This is a genomic window from Balneola sp. EhC07 (genome assembly GCF_001650905.1).
Taxonomy (GTDB): domain Bacteria; phylum Bacteroidota; class Rhodothermia; order Balneolales; family Balneolaceae; genus Balneola.
In genome coordinates, this window is the sequence record NZ_LXYG01000002.1 from 1 (window position 1) to 18,864 (window position 18,864).

At 37.1% G+C, this 18,864-nt stretch carries 20 protein-coding genes; 3 read left to right on the forward strand and 17 right to left on the reverse strand.

Annotated features, from left to right (window positions below):
• Positions 1-220 precede the first annotated feature (220 nt).
• The 8 genes from pta to A8B79_RS01065 all read right to left on the reverse strand — a co-directional run bounded on the left by pta (position 221) and on the right by A8B79_RS01065 (position 8,437).
• A complete protein-coding gene (pta, locus tag A8B79_RS01030; protein WP_066216895.1) occupies positions 221-1,171 on the reverse strand; it encodes a phosphate acetyltransferase in 951 nt (316 codons plus the stop codon).
• A 1-nt stretch (position 1,172) separates the two neighbouring features.
• Positions 1,173-2,027: an EamA family transporter gene (locus tag A8B79_RS01035; RefSeq protein ID WP_066216898.1), complete on the reverse strand. Its 855-nt coding sequence runs from the start codon at positions 2,025-2,027 to the stop codon at positions 1,173-1,175.
• Positions 2,027-3,745 carry a hypothetical protein gene (locus A8B79_RS01040; RefSeq protein ID WP_066216901.1) on the reverse strand — a complete coding sequence of 573 codons (1,719 nt, stop codon included), beginning with the start codon at positions 3,743-3,745 and terminating at the stop codon, positions 2,027-2,029. The genes A8B79_RS01035 and A8B79_RS01040 overlap by 1 nt, the downstream gene beginning before the upstream one ends.
• Positions 3,745-4,962: an acetate/propionate family kinase gene (locus A8B79_RS01045; protein ID WP_066216903.1), complete on the reverse strand. Its 1,218-nt coding sequence runs from the start codon at positions 4,960-4,962 to the stop codon at positions 3,745-3,747. Before A8B79_RS01045 ends, A8B79_RS01040 begins: the two co-directional genes overlap by 1 nt.
• Position 4,963: 1 nt before the next feature.
• Positions 4,964-6,169: a hypothetical protein gene (locus A8B79_RS01050; RefSeq protein WP_066216906.1), complete on the reverse strand. Its 1,206-nt coding sequence runs from the start codon at positions 6,167-6,169 to the stop codon at positions 4,964-4,966.
• Entirely contained in the window at positions 6,148-6,606 is a 459-nt protein-coding gene (locus A8B79_RS01055) for an NUDIX domain-containing protein (RefSeq protein WP_066216909.1), read from the reverse strand. Before A8B79_RS01055 ends, A8B79_RS01050 begins: the two co-directional genes overlap by 22 nt.
• Positions 6,607-6,618: 12 nt before the next feature.
• On the reverse strand, positions 6,619-7,092 hold the full coding sequence (greA, locus tag A8B79_RS01060) for a transcription elongation factor GreA (RefSeq protein WP_066216912.1): 474 nt from the start codon (positions 7,090-7,092) through the stop codon (positions 6,619-6,621).
• A gap of 118 nt (positions 7,093-7,210) precedes the next feature.
• On the reverse strand, positions 7,211-8,437 hold the full coding sequence (locus A8B79_RS01065) for a TCR/Tet family MFS transporter (protein WP_066216915.1): 1,227 nt from the start codon (positions 8,435-8,437) through the stop codon (positions 7,211-7,213).
• A gap of 894 nt (positions 8,438-9,331) precedes the next feature.
• Between A8B79_RS01065 and A8B79_RS01075 the strand changes: the two genes are divergently transcribed.
• From A8B79_RS01075 to A8B79_RS01085, 3 genes are all read left to right on the forward strand, one after another.
• Positions 9,332-9,862 (forward strand): RNA methyltransferase, encoded by a 531-nt coding sequence (locus A8B79_RS01075; protein ID WP_066216923.1) that lies wholly within the window; start codon positions 9,332-9,334, stop codon positions 9,860-9,862.
• A 494-nt stretch (positions 9,863-10,356) separates the two neighbouring features.
• A complete protein-coding gene (locus A8B79_RS01080) occupies positions 10,357-10,563 on the forward strand; it encodes a hypothetical protein (protein WP_066216925.1) in 207 nt (68 codons plus the stop codon).
• A gap of 4 nt (positions 10,564-10,567) precedes the next feature.
• Positions 10,568-11,035 (forward strand): hypothetical protein, encoded by a 468-nt coding sequence (locus tag A8B79_RS01085; protein WP_235603514.1) that lies wholly within the window; start codon positions 10,568-10,570, stop codon positions 11,033-11,035.
• A gap of 46 nt (positions 11,036-11,081) precedes the next feature.
• Here the strand turns inward: A8B79_RS01085 and A8B79_RS01090 are convergent, their stop codons facing one another.
• The 9 genes from A8B79_RS01090 to bioA form a co-directional block, all read right to left on the reverse strand.
• The gene (locus A8B79_RS01090) at positions 11,082-11,558 is read right to left on the reverse strand and encodes a hypothetical protein (protein ID WP_066216930.1); all 477 of its coding nucleotides are present in this window, start codon (positions 11,556-11,558) and stop codon (positions 11,082-11,084) included.
• Positions 11,559-11,668: 110 nt separating this feature from the next.
• Positions 11,669-12,043: a hypothetical protein gene (locus A8B79_RS01095; protein ID WP_066216933.1), complete on the reverse strand. Its 375-nt coding sequence runs from the start codon at positions 12,041-12,043 to the stop codon at positions 11,669-11,671.
• A 315-nt stretch (positions 12,044-12,358) separates the two neighbouring features.
• Positions 12,359-13,483 (reverse strand): 6-bladed beta-propeller, encoded by a 1,125-nt coding sequence (locus tag A8B79_RS01100; RefSeq protein ID WP_066216935.1) that lies wholly within the window; start codon positions 13,481-13,483, stop codon positions 12,359-12,361.
• Positions 13,484-13,810: 327 nt separating this feature from the next.
• Positions 13,811-14,404, reverse strand: coding sequence for a hypothetical protein (locus tag A8B79_RS01105; protein WP_066216938.1), 594 nt, complete (start codon positions 14,402-14,404; stop codon positions 13,811-13,813).
• A 79-nt stretch (positions 14,405-14,483) separates the two neighbouring features.
• Positions 14,484-15,191 (reverse strand): hypothetical protein, encoded by a 708-nt coding sequence (locus A8B79_RS01110; RefSeq protein ID WP_066216941.1) that lies wholly within the window; start codon positions 15,189-15,191, stop codon positions 14,484-14,486.
• A gap of 213 nt (positions 15,192-15,404) precedes the next feature.
• Entirely contained in the window at positions 15,405-15,830 is a 426-nt protein-coding gene (locus A8B79_RS01115) for a DUF7686 domain-containing protein (protein WP_153038313.1), read from the reverse strand.
• A gap of 450 nt (positions 15,831-16,280) precedes the next feature.
• Positions 16,281-16,967, reverse strand: coding sequence for a hypothetical protein (locus A8B79_RS01120; protein ID WP_153038314.1), 687 nt, complete (start codon positions 16,965-16,967; stop codon positions 16,281-16,283).
• A gap of 106 nt (positions 16,968-17,073) precedes the next feature.
• Positions 17,074-17,445 carry a hypothetical protein gene (locus A8B79_RS01125; RefSeq protein WP_066216952.1) on the reverse strand — a complete coding sequence of 124 codons (372 nt, stop codon included), beginning with the start codon at positions 17,443-17,445 and terminating at the stop codon, positions 17,074-17,076.
• 86 nt (positions 17,446-17,531) lie between these two features.
• Positions 17,532-18,797: an adenosylmethionine--8-amino-7-oxononanoate transaminase gene (gene bioA / locus A8B79_RS01130; protein WP_066216955.1), complete on the reverse strand. Its 1,266-nt coding sequence runs from the start codon at positions 18,795-18,797 to the stop codon at positions 17,532-17,534.
• Between the last annotated feature and the right edge of the window lie 67 nt (positions 18,798-18,864).

The following is an 18,864-nucleotide window of genomic DNA, read 5'->3' on the forward strand; positions in this document are numbered from 1 at the left end:
GGGCATAAATAATGGACATGGAATCTGGTAAAGCAAAACAATCCAGCGTTAGAGGATTGGTATGATACCTTAAGAGGATGGTAAACAAGAATAGACTAAAAGTCTTTACGTAAGATCCCGAAATAAATTCGGGATGACTGCTTGCAATATTGAGGTTGGTATAAAGAAATTTTGTCAGCGAATTATCTATCATCCTACAAGGATGACTGTAAAAAGATAACTAACCCATCAAACTACAAACACAAGCCGTATTAACAATATCATCCCATTCACAACCACGGGAAAGATCCATCATCGGTTTTGCGAGTCCTTGTATGATTGGCCCTGTAGCTGTTGCGCCCGCTAGACGTTCAGTGATCTTATAAGCAATATTTCCTGCATCCAGATTCGGAAAAATATAAACATTTGCATTACCGGCTACTTCTGAGTTTGGTGCTTTTCGTTTTCCTACGGATTCAACAAAAGCCGTATCGAATTGAAGCTCTCCATCAACTACAAAATCTATATTGTATTCTTTCAATTTCTCGAAAGCTTGTTGAACCAACTCCACCCTTTCATGTTGAGCACTTCCTTTAGTACTGAATGAAAGCATGGCAACTTTAGGTTCATCTCCAGTTATCAATTTGTGTGAGACAGCAGAATCAAAAGCTATGGTAGCTAATTGATCTGAGGTTGGATATGGAACTACCGCACAATCTCCATAAGAAAACACTTTACCATCCGGAAAGCTCATCAGGAAAATACTGGAAACTACATTAGAGCCTTTTTTGAGTCCGATGGTTTGAATGGCGGCTTTCAGAACATCACCAGTTGTTGAAACTGAACCGGCAACACAGCCGTCAGCATATCCCGCTGAAACCAAAGACGCTCCGAAAAACAAAGGATCTTTTATTATCTCTAAAGCTTGCTCTTCGGTGATTCCTTTGTGTTTTCTTTTCTGATAAAAAGCTTCTGCAAATTCTTTGAGTTTCTCATCAGTTTCAGGATCAAGAACTTCAATATTCAGAGTTTCAACCTTGGAATCTTTATTTCTGAGAAGAATTACATCAGCCAATCCTTCATCCTGCAGAAACTGAGCAGCTTTTATTACACGCTCATCGGATGATCTTGGGAGTACGATTCTTTTTTTATGTGATGCGGCTTTTTCTCTAATAGATTTAATGATACTCATATCAGGCAACCAGTAAAAAAATTGATATTGAAGCTAATGCCAAACCGACCCATTGTCTTTTATCAGGTCGATCTTTCCAGAAGATAACACCTATAAAAGTTCCTGCAAAAACAATGCTCAAGTTCACTAAAGGAAAAACAACTGACCCCGGAATCTCTTTAAGCGCCAACAATATAAAATATGAGGAATATAAATTCACGACCCCGAGTATTACTCCATATATCAACTCTTTCATTTTGAAATTAAATTGACCTCGAACTAAAAGAACTACAGATCCTGTTAAAAAAGCGAAAAAGAAGAGTGCTGATAAAAACTGAGATTCATCAAAAAACAATGAAAATTCTCGTTCGAAAACCTTTAGCCCGGAATCAGTGATTCCTGAAATAAAGAAAAGCAGAACCGGCAAAACAGCGAACTTTAGTTGTACTCTACGATCTTTTTTGAGTGAAGGAACTAACAATAATAAAGATACGAAAGAGAGTATTATCCCAAGGATCAGCCCAGTTGTTACATCTTCATTATAGACCATCAAGCTTAAAAGAATTGGAAACACTAATGACATTCTCATCGCGGCGATGCTGATTCCCATTCCATTTTTATCAATACTTTTGCTGTAGATCATAAAATTGGCAATGAACAAAAACCCAAGAATGGCAGAATGGATAAGAATTGGGATCAAGCCTGTCTGTTCTTCAAAACCATTCCAATCGGTCGAAAAAACACTAATTACAACAGCAACCAAATAATTGTTCACCAGCACATTTAATACCCGTAAGGAACGCACTTCAATAAATTTTAAAACCTGAGCAACAGAAAGAGAGAAAACGGCACTCAGTGTAAGAAACAAAAATCCCATCAGTCAATAAGGCTTAAGGAATCACTTCCAAAAAAGCGAATATCCTGAGCTGCATTGAAAATGCTTCGGGAAGTAAATGACACGTTTCTATCCAAATAACTTCTGATATCAGCCCAGTTTACATTTCCTTTTTTGAGGGCATCAGCAAGAAAATACGTGAATATAGTATGCCTTTTTTGCACTCCGTTAGGCTCAGCATAGATATATGATCTTTGATCAGTACTGGAAGCAAAAACTACCGTAGAATTTGGAATTTGATTTGTAATGGTAGCAGCAAGAAGGTCAAGAGAATTTTGTTTTGAAGATCCCCGAATAAAATCAATATCTGCTATTATTGTCAGGTTTTGCACCGGTAGATTGGCAAACCCATCAAGTAGGGAATTCAAATCTATTCTTGAAGCGGCACTATCTGATGTCGTTCCCAAAAAATATACTTTATCCGTTCTGGGATCGATTTCTGCATAACCATTTAAGTAAACCATCAGATCTACCTGACGATTATTGATTCTGGAAACCAATCGATTAAAACCATTTACGGCTGTTTGGTTACCTGATATATCCTGAAATTTGATCGTTTGAGTCGGAACAATTCCTAAAGCATCGTTCATGTATTTCTCTATCAATTGCCCGTCACGGTGTGCATAGGCCTTTTCAGGCAGATCACCTTCATAAGCCTGATTGGCTATAATAAAACCCCATCGACTTCTATCCTCTTCTGCCAAACTTGGTATATCTCTTTCAACGTCCACACTTCCAAAAGGCACATTAGGAATAGCGACTACGGATAATTCTCGCGAAAATTGAGAGGGACGCCAAATAATATCCACGTCGCTAGAAGAGACCCAGTTTTCAGAAATACCATATAAAACCTTGATCCAATCTCCTTGTGCTTCAACTAATTTTAGCTGACTTCCCTGAGCAAGATCCGTTAGAATATTATTTGAGCTTATTCTGGCTTGATTCCTTAATGCAGTTACAGTGGTTTTTACTACTACAAACGGGTCAAATATCGATTTAATAGGAACCTCATAGTTATATAAACTATCATTGAAAGTCACATCTAGTTCAATAAATATATCTTCCTGACCAGGGAAAATATCGGGATTTAGTTCTTCTAAAAAATTAACGGTTAAGCTATTCTGAGATAAGCTCACATTATTTTTCTCAACCAAAACCTGATCATTATAATGGATCAAGTACGATGCATTTTGTGGAGTATTTACAGCTGCATCTAATGTGTCTGTATCTACATAATCACCGGTTTTTCGTAATAACCTTGTTTCTCCCGTTGGCTGAGGATCTCCGATAGGCTTCATATTCAAAAAAGAGATTCCCAATAAAGCCGAACTGGCTCCCAGTAGTGCGATCTGTTGACCTTGTTTATTCGGATCTGAAAACTCTAACGCAGTATAACCTCCCAATGCAGCGGCACTAATACCTAGTGCCATGTATCCTAATCTTGGACGATACCGTTGTATGTATCGGTTGGTTTTTATTCTTAAAGCGTATTCAAATGTATTTGCTGATTTAAGCTTAAACTGAGCCACAGGCAACTCAGGAGTAACCGTTCCTGTTTTTTGCAAAAAAAGCTTTGATTCCAACAGCTTATAATCCCCACGATCAACTTCTTCCTGACTTTCTACGATCCATGTTGTTGTGGAACATGCCATCAAAAAAAACACCGGCAAAAGAATTAAAATTCTGATATTATTTTTCATCAGGCCCAAGGAGTTTGCTTTGATGTAATTGCAATCTTTGCAGCATCAATAGCGATTACAAGTTCTTCATTGGTTGGGATAACATACACTCCAACTTTAGAATCTTCAGAACTGATCAATGGTTTCTCTCCGGATAAATTATTTTTACTCTCATCTATTTCTATACCAAACGAACTCATATCCGAAAGTATTTTAGATCTTATTAAAGAAGAATTTTCACCTATTCCTCCGGTAAAGATAATTGCATCCACCCCATTCATACTTGCAATGTACGACCCTATGTATTTCTTAGCCCGATAACAAAAAACATCAATTGCCTCCTGAGATCGCTTGTCGCCATCTTCCGCTTCTTCAATCAAGTCTCTCATATCTGCGGCATAACCACTGAGTCCTAGCAAACCACTGTGTTTGTTTAAAAGTGCATGAACATTAGCCAAAGATAATTCCTCTTTCTCTATGAGGTAGAATAAGATAGAAGGATCGATGTCACCGGAACGTGTTCCCATTACCAAACCCTCTAATGGAGTAAAACCCATGCTTGTATCGATAGATTCACCATCTTTAATGGCAGTGATAGAAGCTCCATTTCCTAAATGACAGGTAATAATTTTGGAACCCTTCTTTTTTATATCAGCTAATTTGTAATACTTCCGGCTTACGTAGTAATGAGAGGTTCCGTGAAATCCGTATCTCCGAATTTTATATCTGCGATAAAGCCGGTTTGGAATACCATACAAATACGCTTTTGAAGGTAACGTTTGATGAAAAGCTGTATCAAAAACAGCAACATGCGGAACGTTTGGCAGATGCTCTTTAGCAGCTCTTATTCCCTGTAAATTAGGGGGATTATGCAACGGAGCGATATCAAAAGCTTCCTGTATAGCTTCTTCTACATCTTCATCAATAAGTACGGAATCTTTGAATGTCTCGCCACCGTGAACAACGCGATGCCCCACAGCCTCAATTTCATCCAGTGACGACAGATAATCATTATCAGCATCAACAAGTAACTCCATAACGGTTTTGAGAGCAATCGTATGATTATCTAAAGCAAGAGATTTCTTGACCGGCTTTTCTCCTTTCCATTCCTGCCTGATAATGGAAGTAACTGCACCGATCCTTTCCACTAAGCCTTTGCAAAGCGTTTCTTTGTCTTCAGTATGTATCAATTGATACTTAATAGAAGAACTACCACAATTTATAACCAGTACTTTCATATCAAAGTGAGATTACAGCTCCAAAACCGATCAAATTTCTAAACTCAAAGTTTGATTTTCCGGCATCAGGTTCCGATATCCAGAAAGGAACTTCATATCTGATGGCAAACCCCCGGGGCTTTCCCAGAAAATCAGGAATATTTATTGAAAACTGAAGTCCAACTCCTGCGTCAAGTAATACAGGATTATCTTCAAAAACAGTACCTGCATCAGCAAAAACATAGCTTTTTAAAAACACGAACTCACCTATCATCCCATTCTTCAGAGAACTATTGATCGGATTCGGAAATTCGAATTCGGTATTCAGGGCTACAATGGAATTAAAACCTGCAACACTCAGATCAGAATATTGAGTATCAGTATAACCTCTGAGGTTCCCACCACCTGAAACCTGAGCTAAACCATTATCAAGCCAGCTTGTTGGAATTGTTCCTTTGGCTCTGCTGATACCGTTTCCAAGCCAGTTGATCGGTTGAGCATAACTAGCCGTGTACAAAAATTCAGGAGCTGTATTTTCAGACGTAAATCCCCCAAATAATCGCAATGCTAAGCCAAATTGCTCATTTAAAGACAACACATTCCATATTTCAGCATTTAAAACCGAAAATGAAGGGCTTTCAGGATTGAGATTCTGTTGAAGATCCAGATTTAATTCAAAAATCTTCTCATCAGATTCGTTGTGCAACATAAACTCAATGCCTGCTAATGATTTCCAAGTTGAAGACCATTGTATTGGATATGGTCGGTACGCAACTTCATACATCTTTTGTTGAGAAAAAGAAGCGGAAAGTTCTTTGTATCTGAGTTCATTAAAACCGTCTTGCCAGCGTTTATTCAATGAAAGAGAATGGCTTGAAAATCCCGTTCTTATACTTGAAACTGCCTGAATGCTTCCCTCTTCACCAAAATCTGAAATTGACTTTACGGGCTCTGTAAAACTGAGATAGTAAGAAACCGGATTATCAGGGAAATTTGTCCCCAACCACAAACCGGCATCTAATCTATGAGGACCATCTTTAAAAGAACCTTCGAGTTCACCTAAAACCCTGATTCCCAATCGAACTCCGTCAACAGAGTTGTACCATACATCAGGAGCTGGTATAAATTTATATTTACCGTAATTATCCTGAGAAATCAGTGTACTGCAGGTTATCAACCAAACAAAAATGAAAGAAAATAATTTAGCTATTTCAGATCTATGATCCACTCTGGTAGGATTTGTTGGTTGATTAGGATATCGTTTATCAGTCGTATCAATCTTTTTTGTTCCGGCCAATGAATATACTCATTGATTTGGTCAGCTTTAACCCATAAATATCCGGAATGTTCGTCATCCAGTTTAATACGTTCATCAGTCCATTCTATTTTTGCTGCAAATGCCGGAATTTGGTGAATGGTATCAGTTTTGTGTTCATAAAAAGAGTTAACCGATGGAACTGTCCAGAAACCAGAAGGCTTTTCTGAAATCTCTTCCTTCAACTCTCTTAAAGCAGCTTGCCAAAAGGTTTCCCCTTCTTCAACTTTACCGCCTATCATTCGCCATTGATTGGCATATATTTTTTGGGATGAACGCTTTAATATCAAAAACTCAACGTTCTTGCCGTTTATTCTGTAAGGATATACGTCAATGAGCTTTTTTTCCAAAGCCTGGTCTATTTAGATTTCGATTTTCTTGATCTCTAATTCAAGCTCGCCTGCAGGTACTTTCACTGTTACAACATCACCAACTGCTTTCCCTACTAATGCCTGACCGATCGGAGATTCAATAGAAATTTTACCGGCTTTAAAATCAGCTTCATTTGGAGAAACCAAAGTATATTGCATCTCCTTGTTCATCTTTTTATTCAGAATAGTGACTTTGGTTAAAACTCGTACCTGTGACAGATCAAGTTCTGATGCATCTAAAACACGAGCGTTTGCAAGAATGTCCTCTAGTTTTGTAATACGATCTTCCATATGTCCCTGCGCCTCTTTAGCAGCATCGTATTCTGCATTCTCACTTAGATCACCTTTTGCACGTGCTTCAGCGATATCTTCAGCAACTTCTTTACGACCTCTTGTTTTAAGGTCTTTTAATTCTGCATCTAGTTTATCGTACCCTTCCTGCGATAAATATTGGATCTTACTCATGATCTTTCTTGTATTCGGTTTCTGAAATAAAAAGAAGAGCTCACCTTTCGGCTGCCCTTCAACTCTCTGAAAATAAGAGTTATTAGAGTGTTTTTCTAATAATTAATAGAATTTCTGTTTATGCGTCAACTACGCTTTTCCTACTGAGAATTCGAATGGCAAATACGAGGGCTCCTAAAACCAGAACTGCTCCCATAAAAAATGGTGCTCCTGAAAACTGAAAAGGTGCCGCATCTGAAGTAAAATATCCGAACAAACCGGTCATCATGGGCGGACCAAAGATAGAAGTAAAACTAACTAAACTAGTTAAAGCTCCCTGAAGCTCACCCTGCTGATTTTGTGGAACCTGATTTGACACAATTCCCTGTAACGATGGTCCTGCAAATCCTCCCAGGCAATATGGAACTATCATTGCCATCATGATGGCTCCCGTGGGCGAAAAAGCAAACCCTAAAAAGCCTAAACAATACATTATCAGTCCAAAATAAACTGATTTAACTTCCCCGATCTTTGGAATTACAATTCGTGTTAATCCTCCCTGGACGATGGCGACACAAAGTCCAACAACGCCCAGCGAAATACCTACCATCTTCTCATCCCATAAGAATTTCTCCATTGTGTAATAAGTCCATGTGCTTTGAGTGGCATGACTAGCGAGATATATCAGTCCAAAAACGATCACTAATCCTGAAATCCCAGGAAATGATTTCAATTGTTTTAGTGATCCCATCGGATTAGCTCTTTTAAGTTCAAACTTACGTCGGTTTTCTTTGGGAAGTGATTCAGGAAGAATAAAATATCCATATGCTACATTCAGTAATGTAAGTCCCGCAGCAGCAAAAAACGGGACTCTAGTTCCGTATTGCCCTAAAAGACCACCGATCACAGGACCAATTATAAACCCTAAACCGAATGCGGCTCCGATCAACCCAAAGTTTTGTGAACGTTTTTCCGGAGAACTGATATCAGCAATGTAGGCACTTGCCGTAGTTATGCTCGCTCCTGTTAATCCTGAAATAAAGCGGGCGATAAACAACCAGAAAATATTTGGGGCAAAACCGATCAATATGTAATCGATCCCAAATCCAAACAGCGATAACAACAGAACCGGTCGCCGACCAAAACGATCACTGAGAGCTCCTATCAAAGGAGCACATATAAATTGTGTGAATGCATACACAAACATCAGCCAACCGCCGTAAAGAGCTGCTTTTGATAGTCCTTCACCTGTAAGCTCTACAATAAGTGCGGGAATGATCGGGATTATAATTCCAAGTCCGATCACATCAATTAAAACGGTAATAAAAATAAAAGCCAGTGCGGCTTTGCGTGGTTCTTTGGACATGGTATAAATTTGTGTCCAATGATAGGCTTTTGACTTCCTAATTGGAAGCAGGAATCCGGATTACCATCACGGGTTTTCCCTTTAAATAAATTAGGATCTCGGACATACTCCGCTAGATGAAAAGTAAGGTCACCCTTGTTGATGTTAGATAATTCACTTACAAAAATTGATTTGTTTATAATCTTGATGATTTCAGAAAAAGCTTCCAACTACACCGACCTTTAGAATTATTGGCGAGGAAAGAACGTAATGAAATCGACGGCTCCGAAGGAGCAATCATTACACTCAGGATGATTCTTGAATGTGTTCAGTTAGAACGAAGACCTTTTGTAATGATTAGTCTATGCAATGGAGTTCGCACCAATAATTCTTGTCGGGAGCTTTTGGTACTGGAGCCTGTGCTGAGGAAGCTCAGTAGCGGCACAAAAGTACATATAACCAAAGAACCGAAACCTACAAAAAGGCTTAACTTAGCACAAGGGTACCTACTTTTGTCTTGATACAAAAGTAGCAAAAGATCAAGCCGAAGTATTTAAGACGGGTTCACTGATCCTGCGCTGAATAATCCTAAAGGTCTTCGTTCGATCTGATGCAGTTCTAGATTTCTCACCGGAAAGGATTATTCCTGCTTCGCAGACGCATCCGGATCATGTTCTCTTCTCCGTCTTAAATACTAAGGGCGAATTTTTTCTAGAGCTATCGCTACTAAAATGTCAGCGAATTACTTTAAATCCACAGGAATGACATATTAATTCAAAAAAAGATAATAATCAGTTTCTGTGACCAATCACCTAACATCTTCAACCATAACCCTAACTCACTCCCCCAAAACCACTCAAAGAATCCGTACAAAAGTATGTATTAGTTTCTATTTTAGGACAAATAAAAGCGAAGATGCCTAAAAAACTAACTACCAAAGAAATACTTGAAGAGAATCTGTCTCAAAAGCCGCCGGCTAAATTAGCTGAGGTAAAAGTCATCCTTCATAATATTAGAAGTCTGCATAATGTGGGCTCTGTTTTTCGTTCTTCGGATGCATTCGGAATTTCTGAATTGATTCTTACCGGATATACTCCCACTCCTCCCCGACCTGAGATCAACAAAACAGCTATTGGTGCCGAGAAATTTGTTGAATGGAGACATTTTGAAACGGCTACTGAGATCATTGAATCACTTAAAGAAGATGGATATTCCATTTTGGGGATGGAGCAGACAACAGGAAGTATTTCCCTCAACAAACTTGATGTTAATAGCCACGATAAGATCTGTTTGGTGATGGGAAATGAAGTCACCGGTATCGATTCCGAAATTCTCGAATTAATGGACGAATTTGTAGCCATCCCGCAGTTTGGTCAAAAGCACTCGCTTAACGTTTCGGTTGCCGCTGCGGTGATGCTTTATGCGTTACTAGAGAAACTGAGCTGATTGAATTTTAACCCTGACAGGGTTGTAACTAGACAAAGTCATCTCGCGGCGTATGCCCGAGATCTGGATCTAGTTGAAGCTTACCGTCTATTATTACAATTCAGATTCCTGCCTTCACAGTAATGAATTTAATTATAAGATGTTAAAGACCTCCTCTGTCTCCTCCTACAACAGGAGGAGAACTACTTACTGCCCAACAATTTGTTACATAACCGGGGAGGTCCGAATCTTACTCTTTCTCAGCAGTAATCAACCCTAAATGGGTTATAAACTCGAAAAACTTAAACTAGCTCTTTTTCACATTTTTAAATTTTTGAACCCCGGATTAATCAGATAGCCGAATTAAATCTGTAGTTCAAAATTGATAGTATGTGAACTACATATTTATTCAGCAAAAGCTATTCATCAACAAAAAAGTATTAAAATCCGAAACTGATTTCCCTATTTCCATGTTAGACAAGTAGAACTAAGAAAATTTAATCTAACTATAAAAAATGAGTTTGAAAGAAAAGACAATCAGCGAAGTGGAAAACAGAATCGAAAAAATTGAACGAGCGATTGCAAAGAACGGCGTTGGCTCAAGTTACCTGTCTAAAGCAGAACGTGTACAAAGAGATGTGAACATTGGGCTGGCTCTGGGTGGACTAGCTTTAATTGCCGGTGCAACAGCCTGGGCTTTACTTTCAAGCAAAGATGAGTGATTTCTTGAAAACACGACTGAAATATTTTTTCCTTTTACTTTTTGTTATTGGGATTTCGGGCAGTTTTGAATCATTAAATGCTCAACAAAAAGGTGACAATTTTGGGATAGGTGTCATGGTTGGAGAACCAAGCGGACTTACCGTCAAAAAGTGGTTATCTGATAATACCGCGTTTGATATTGGAGCGGCTTGGTCTTTATCTGACAAAACAGAAGCGCTTCATCTTCATTCGGATTTACTTTTTCACAGTTGGTTCGAGGATAATTCTAATTTAGCTTTTTACTATGGTATCGGAGCTAGAACTATTTTGGATAGCGACGCAAAATTAGGTGTCAGATTACCATTTGGGCTCAATTATGTATTTAAGAATATCCCCTTTGATATGTTCGTGGAGGCTGTTCCGATTGTGGATCTGGCTCCCGATACAAAATTTGCAGGAAACGGAGCTGTTGGACTTAGATATTATTTCTAATTTTAAAGTTTAAGAGGCAACAAAAACCATCGTTGCCTCTTTGTAATTAACAAATCATTGACTTTATATCCTTAACAAGCTTCTTTGCTTTGCTCTCCTCTTCTGTGTAAGCCAGATTCTTCTTCATTTTATAAATTATAAGATCTACCGGCTGAGTTTTAGCATCATTAAACTGAAGTCTCAAAAATCCAATTTTGTTTATGTCTGAATCTTTATCTGTCAATTCAGATTGATGCAATATGCAATTTGATATATGGGTCAGATCGTATACGCTCTCAACTGATTCATTGATCTCTTTACTTAAATAGATCAATGTTTTCTGTTTGGTATCTATTCCCAGCGCATATTCATGCTGAAATACAGCTGACTTTTCAACGGTTAATTTTAGTGTTTTTGCGTAACTAATCAACTGTTTAAGGATCTTAGAAGTCTTCCTTTTGTTTCTCTGGTCAATTGTTACGGGAATAATAAATGCTAACAGTGCAATTGCTGTTATAATTAATGAACTTAAATCGAATTTCATATTTGATATAATTATAGATAATAGTGACATACCGACACATTGATCCTTAGGATTCATCGATATTAATTAAAAAAAGTTTGATTGAACGGTGTGTTCAGTTTGTCACTCTTCTACAGAAAAGAATGGAAAGGATAAATCAGTTTTTTAACGGATAAACCGATATCAAGTTGATTGGAGGAAACTATGAATGATTCGGTGTTATTTGGATGGGAAGTACTGCTTTGGGCTTCTTTTGAAAATCGGTCCTGTAATTTCTCAGAAACTTCCGGCTTTGGAATTCTAACTGAAAAAGAAAAATTAGCCTCTGCACTAAAAAGCAAAAATGGATCGTAAATTCCATTCGCAGGCACTCCCGTATCGGAAGTGGCTGCCGCTGTTTGAACAAGCTTATATTCATCTGCATTAGAAACTGAATAGTCTGATTGTACCAAAGATGGTACCGCAACCAGAACGGTCAGAAAGAATATGTTTGCGAAATTTTTCACAATGGAAAGGTACAGCTTGAAAAGATGGGAATTAGTTTAAATCTGTTAAACCGGATGGGATTGTATTTAACCTGGAGTGGATTGAGTTTCGCAGTAGATATGTAATTCTCTCAATTCATTGAAGCAAAATTTTTGTGGGATTAATTGATCAGCAGGATTATTTCTCAGCTAATTTTCAATCCTGCTCATCTTGTAAATCCTTTAAAATCTTGGTCAAAAGCGAATTGAGATAGAATTATAACAGGATTTATTAGGAGCAGGAGATCCTGCAAGCTTTTAACTACAAAGCTAAGGTTTTTTTTAAAGCAAAATCCATCATAAAGCAGATAGTTTATACTGAACCACAGTCTTTTCTCCATTTTCATCGGTATGTATTGCCCACACGTTTTCGCCTTTAGCTTCCTTGAATTTCACATTAAAAGGTAACTTCACTGTTCCATAGAACTCTCCACTTTCAAGAAACACATCAAATGTGGGCTGCTCCCACCAGCTGTTTTCTAAACGTGGGTAAACATCACTCCTTTGCATGGCTTCAACATATCTCCAAACCCAAATTCTCCTGTCAGCATCTACCTTTATGCTTTTGAAATAAGGCTTTGTGTCAGGAATGTTAACTTGTGCCCCGAAATTTCGGTTAAATTTTTTCCATTGAGGTATTTCTTCTTCCTTAACCTTTTCTTTCTGAATCTCTCTTTTATAGAGTACTTCTGAAGAATCATTATTAAACCGCTTAATAGAATATTCTCCATTATAACCGGTTACTAAAAATCCGGATGGATGAACAGCTGTGACATTTGTTTCGGTAAATGGATATTGATTACCTGAGTTAGAAAACACTACATAAGTTCTTTTATCTGCCCATGCTTCTCTTGGAATAAATAATGTATCTAAAACTTCTCCCGTCTGTGAGTATTCAGCCCAAACTGTTTCTTTTACTTCTCTTTTTTCCGGATCAAATACTCCCTTTTTAAAGAAGAAGTTTTTATTGAAGCCTATTTCAAACACTTTTTCTGAATAATAACCAATAGCAAAAGCCTGGCTGGAGATATACTCTCCATCTTGGGAATAAAAATTTACGCGACCATTTCTTTGATCCCATAAAACTATTCTTCCATCCGGCAGAGTTTCTAAACCACCTACCGTTATATATTCTCCGGGACCTCGTCCTTCTTTACCTATTGTTTTAACGAATGAACCTTCTGCATCAAACATGCTGATAGTTGGTAATTGAGCATCTCCCATAAATATACTTCCGTCTATACCTATAGTAAGATTGCTTGGGGACACAAAATAGAACTGATCTGCTTCTAATGAACTTTCGATCCTGAATTCTTCAACAACTTCAAATTCTCTTGATGTGTTTGATTGTTCTTTGTTTTTATCGGAGGAGCAATGAACCAGAAATGGAATGAGGATCAGAAGTGAAAATATGCTTCTCATGTATTGTCAGTCAATTAAGTTTAATGTTAGATGAATAAGAATAAATTACTTATAAACTGCAAATGAGATTTATTTCAATCCTGCTCATCTTGTAAATCCTTTGCAATCTTGGTCAAAAGCGGATTGAGATAGAATTTTAACCTGACTATTAGGAGCAGGGTCCTTTCTACCGACAAGGCAGGATCCAATTGGGCATTCCACAGCTTGGCTAGGAATGAAATAAAACTAAGAGGATGTAATGGAAGTCAGGAGACTTCCTGAGCTGTTTCTTTTAAGTCACCGCTATCGCTAAAGCCTTAAAAGATCTTGGGATGCAGCTTGGGAAAGCTATTCATTCAAGGATAATACTGTATCATGTAAATTATTCAGCATCTCTAGCTTTTTTGTGATTTGTTCATTTTGTTCTACCAGTGATTCAAATTCATCCTCAGAACCCAGTTCATTTTTTAACTCCTTCATTTCGTAATCAGAAAACGATCGGCATTCTTTCCATTTAATAGTTTTTGTTGTTGATGAACTTGAATAACGAATAGATTTCAAGGGCTGATCTGTAATTGTTCCGCCAATATTTTTCTTTTCCTGATTTTCATCTTGATAAGAAATAGTACAATTATCATCTACATTTTGAGGTAATGATTTGAAATACTGACTCTTCACAATTGAAAAAAGGGAGTCAGTCATAAAAGAACTAATATGTTCAGATTTTACTTTCTTGGAACCAAACACATTTCGTTTTTCAGTAACTAAAGTTCTATCACTTAAAAGTATAGCCCGAGAAGGTGTTGAACTAAAAATTGAAGAACCAATATTTACTTCTATAAACTCAGTATGATTATCCCTGATCTGCTCATAGGAAAGTTTACTGACAGAACATCCCCAAAAAGCTAATATCGAAATTATTAAGACCGATCTGTAAGCCATTTCTACATATTGTTAGGTTAAGACTTGTACTGTTTTAAAAGTCAGAAAAAACATTCCGCACCGGAGGTACGGGATGTGATCATGTACTAGCTACCATTTTTATAATTTCTTGCATGTTTTCCTCCATAAAATTATCGGATAAAATGACTTGATTTTTCTTCCTGTTTATTATTTTTCTAGCTTTGAACCAATTATTATAGCTGCTTTTCCAGGCAATATTTTTTATATCATCTTCTAAGCTCCCAAGAATATCTTCTGCGATTTTACTTTTAAAGTATTGCTTTACATTTTGCCAAAATTTCAATTCTTCTTCAGATTCAAAATCAAAAGCTTGGTTAGCCTTCTCAAAGTATTGATCAGCAAAATTTAGAACCTTTTCTAAACCTCTATCTTTATTCATTTCGTAAGCTAAGATGGGATAACTAAAGCTAATTTCTTGAATAGCTTCATTGTATATTTTTTGCAAATCCTTTCCACTTAAATTTTTTCTTTGTTCTAAAAGATGATTTCTAAATTCCTTTAAAGCATAGTTAATAATAGAATTTTCTTCATCTGAATAAGAAACATCTACTCCCTTTTTTCTTAAAAATTTTTGATACTGGTCAAGTAAATCTTGTTCGTCAATCTTGGAAATCAGATATACAATTCCCCATATTTCAAGCATAGTAAAAAGTATTTTGTTTAATTTCTTTTTGTGCTCTTGCCTTCTTTTAAAATAGTAGCTAATTGAACTTATAAAAGCTCCAATAATAGCTCCAATTATTATGCTGAAAACTTCTGAATTCATAAATCTAATATTTTTATTTGCGGTGCCTCTAACATTGTATATATGAATATTTCACTATTCAAAAGATAGAATAAATGATCACTTTTATCTGAGTATTCCGCAGCAGAGCTTTGAAATCAAAAAAAACTTAGAGGTTATAACGTGGCTGAAATTTAAAATTAAGTTTTTAAAAAATGTCCTAATCTCTTTTAGATACTTGCTAAGGTCCAGTTTTTATATAATTTCTTGTAGCCTATCTTTTATTATCAATTTGAATTGAAAACCCTCATAAGAATCAAGCATCTTGGAAAATTTTTCAAATTCAATGTATATACCATCTACAACTATTCCACCAGAAGTTATTAGCCCAACTAATTCATCGTTTCTGGGATAATTTTTTCCAGCTATCTTTTCTAAAAATCTAACAGAAAGATGCTTTTTTATTTTTCTTCTTAAATCTCCTAAGGCCAAGCCAACATTAGATTCATGGTATGCTTCAAATTGATATCCACCATTATCATGTTCAATTTTATCCTCCTTTGCGATTAATAAGTGACCACCAATTGGCGATTCATATAGATTGATCGTAAAGTTTCTTTTCTGGTCTGAATAATCTATTACAATTTCTTTCAATGGAAACTTAAGTTTATTTGAGTTCATATCATCTGGATTAAGAGTTGAAAAAACAAAGTTGTTAGAAGAAGAATAGTACAATCCAATAAACATTTTATCTCCACTAAAATAAACAAAATCAGATAAGAAACACCTAATCCCTTAAACCAGTTTAAAGAGTTATCCATCTGTCGGGCTTTGCACGGCTGATGGAGTTTAGCTAAGAGGAAAGAAATTTAGCTTGGTAATGAAATCAGAACCATATTCAAGTCTCCATCACCCCGCTTTCAGCGAAATGATGGAATGAACAGGAGTTTAAAGAACTAAACCAACTCTCCGATCTGCCCATAGATCAAGAGTATTCGGAGCAGGAGCTCCAATCGAGCATTCCGCAGCAGAGCTACGGAACGAGGTTAAGCTTCAATTGGTCATTCCGCAGCAGAGCTACGGAACGAGGTTAAACGCGTTCGAGTCCGACTTAAAACGCTTGTTATGCAGTTAAAGATTTGAACCAGATGATAGATACTTTTCATAATTCATTCTTTGAGATAAATATTCTTTCAGAAAAGATTTAATCTCGGAATAGTTAGGTTCAAAGCTTGAAAAAACCAGCTTCTTTTTACCTTCAAAGTAGAGATTAATAAGGTCAACATAATCTTTCTTTGCTTCTTTTACTTCAATAGATCTCAACTCATTCAAAAGAAACACTTTGTTCTTTTTACCTCTTATTTCTTCAATAGATGAGTTTTTGAAAGTTATGCTAATGGTTTTTTCAGACCCTCGATATAAGTAAGAAAAGACGATACTTAAAAGAATTAGAATTGGTAGACCAACTAATAGTTCTTCTTTAAAAGCAATGTCACTCATTCTAATTCGGATCAGAACTACAATAATTAATGGAATAACTGTTGCTATGTATACTTTTAAAAAGTTAGAGTTGAACTCTTTACTTCCTGTGCTATAAGAAAAAGAAACCTCGTTATAGTTATCTATTTTCTTAGGAATCTGATCTTTATCAAGTAATCGATATCCCGAATTAACTTGTATCAATTCAATGTTTTCAGGTTTCTTTTTTTCTAGTTCAGATATGAGCTGAGATACATTCTCTGGATATAGTTTTTGATTGATGTTGCGAAAACTATCAACTAACTGATCATATGAATAGCTACTAAAATCTGGCATCATTTAGTTTTCTTAACTGCATAACGACCCTGCGTTTAAGCGGCGAGTCTGGTTTTAATTATTAAAGTTCCGAACCGCGTTCGAGTCCGACTTAAAACGCTTGTTATACTTAAAACCTGATGAATTCCTGATAAGCTATAGAGGCTCCTAAGTAGCTTAAAATTATTGATAAAGCATTACCAATTAGAAACAAGTTGTATGTTCCTCTTTGGTTTTCTTTTGTCCACCTGCCCCAATGTGTTGCCACTTTCAGGACTAGCCAAATACCAATAATTGTGGGCTCATAAACAAGAAAAGCTGTTGTATACAAAACACGTTCTACTACTCCCATTGGTAACGTTAAAATTCCAGGCTCTTTCTTTGGAATTTGAAGCTTTTTTGCCAAATAATTCCAGCCAAGCTTATCTATTAAAATCCAGAGAATAATTGTAGAAATAATTGTTGAAAATATATATCCAAGAACTATGCTTTGTATATCCATATTCTGCAATTTAAGTATAACATATTACTGATGAACATTTCACCCTGAGTAAAATAAACAAAATCAGCTAAGAAACACCTAATCCCTTAAACCAACTCCCCAATCTTCCCATAGATCATATCCAGCTCAGCTTCTGTCACACAGTACGGAGGCATCAGGTACAACACATTACCAAGCGGACGAAGTAACAATCCATGATCCACACATTCTTTTTTGATGCGTGCTGCTACCGAGTTCAGATATCCGCCCTCTTCTTCGTTGATGATATCCATCGCTGCTATGGTTCCTTTTACTCTGAATTTTTCGAGTCTTGGATGATCGGCAAGCTTTTCCAGATGTTTGGTATGAATGGCTTCCATTCCTTTGAATACCGGAGCATTTTCTCTCAACAATTTCCAGGATGCAATTCCTGCAGCACAGCCCAATGGATTTCCGGTATAACTGTGTCCATGCCAAAAAGTTTTGATCGGATCAGAAGAATTGAAGCTTTCGTAGATCTCGTCACTACTCACCGTAACCGAAAGCGGCATGAATCCGCCCGTAATTCCTTTACTCAGGCAAATGATGTCCGGCTGCACTTGCGCTCGTTTACACGCAAAATAGTCGCCCGTGCGACCAAATCCCGTCATTACTTCATCAAACAACAGCAAAGTATCAAACTGTCGGTTGCTCCAATGTACTTTTTGGAGAAACTCTTCGGAACACATGCGCATCCCTCCTGCGCCCTGAACCAGTGGTTCCATCAAAATACCGGCGTATTTCTCCGGATACTTGGTTAGCAAACTTTCCAATTCTTCAATAACGGCATCTTCTTTATTCGCCCGATTCTCATCTCCGATCCATGTTTCCGGATACGGGATCACTTCCATATCAAACATCCAGTCTTTGAATACATCGGTGAAAATAGAACGCTCCCCGGCCGACATCGCTCCCAACGTATCTCCGTGATAAGCTCCTTCAAAGCAGATAAAAGTTTTTCGCTCCTGACCAATATTCTTCCAGTACTGATAAGCGATCTTCATTCCAACTTCCACAGCGGTTGATCCATTATCAGAAAAGAATACTTTGTTCAGATTCTTAGGCAATTCCTGAGTGATCAACTCCGCCAACTGCTCTGCAGGGTCGTGCGTAAATCCGGCAAAGATAACATGTTCAAGCGTTTTTGCCTGCTCATAAATGGCTTTGGCAATATCAGGATGGGAATGTCCATGCATATTTACCCACCAGCTGGAAATACAATCCAGAACTTCCCTTCCGTCTTCTAATGTGAGATAAGCTCCCTTTCCGCTCTTTACCTTAAGAGGCTCAGGTGCATCTTTGATGATCGTAAATGGATGCCAAACGTTGTTCATAGAATTAAGAATTATTCAATTAAGAATTAAGAATTACTTTTCTGTCATTTCGAATGTACATGAGAAA

Bases quoted from the DNA above. Each gene is read 5' to 3' on its own strand.
- pta (WP_066216895.1), bottom strand. From the start codon at position 1,171: ATGAGTATCATTAAATCTATTAGAGAAAAAGCCGCATCACATAAAAAA.
- A8B79_RS01035 (WP_066216898.1), bottom strand. From the start codon at position 2,027: ATGGGATTTTTGTTTCTTACACTGAGTGCCGTTTTCTCTCTTTCTGTT.
- A8B79_RS01040 (WP_066216901.1), bottom strand. From the start codon at position 3,745: ATGAAAAATAATATCAGAATTTTAATTCTTTTGCCGGTGTTTTTTTTG.
- A8B79_RS01045 (WP_066216903.1), bottom strand. From the start codon at position 4,962: ATGAAAGTACTGGTTATAAATTGTGGTAGTTCTTCTATTAAGTATCAA.
- greA (WP_066216912.1), bottom strand. From the start codon at position 7,092: ATGAGTAAGATCCAATATTTATCGCAGGAAGGGTACGATAAACTAGAT.
- A8B79_RS01065 (WP_066216915.1), bottom strand. From the start codon at position 8,437: ATGTCCAAAGAACCACGCAAAGCCGCACTGGCTTTTATTTTTATTACC.
- A8B79_RS01075 (WP_066216923.1), top strand. From the start codon at position 9,332: ATGCCTAAAAAACTAACTACCAAAGAAATACTTGAAGAGAATCTGTCT.
- A8B79_RS01080 (WP_066216925.1), top strand. From the start codon at position 10,357: ATGAGTTTGAAAGAAAAGACAATCAGCGAAGTGGAAAACAGAATCGAA.
- A8B79_RS01090 (WP_066216930.1), bottom strand. From the start codon at position 11,558: ATGAAATTCGATTTAAGTTCATTAATTATAACAGCAATTGCACTGTTA.
- A8B79_RS01100 (WP_066216935.1), bottom strand. From the start codon at position 13,483: ATGAGAAGCATATTTTCACTTCTGATCCTCATTCCATTTCTGGTTCAT.
- A8B79_RS01105 (WP_066216938.1), bottom strand. From the start codon at position 14,404: ATGGCTTACAGATCGGTCTTAATAATTTCGATATTAGCTTTTTGGGGA.
- A8B79_RS01110 (WP_066216941.1), bottom strand. From the start codon at position 15,191: ATGAATTCAGAAGTTTTCAGCATAATAATTGGAGCTATTATTGGAGCT.
- A8B79_RS01115 (WP_153038313.1), bottom strand. From the start codon at position 15,830: ATGAACTCAAATAAACTTAAGTTTCCATTGAAAGAAATTGTAATAGAT.
- A8B79_RS01120 (WP_153038314.1), bottom strand. From the start codon at position 16,967: ATGATGCCAGATTTTAGTAGCTATTCATATGATCAGTTAGTTGATAGT.
- A8B79_RS01125 (WP_066216952.1), bottom strand. From the start codon at position 17,445: ATGGATATACAAAGCATAGTTCTTGGATATATATTTTCAACAATTATT.
- bioA (WP_066216955.1), bottom strand. From the start codon at position 18,797: ATGAACAACGTTTGGCATCCATTTACGATCATCAAAGATGCACCTGAG.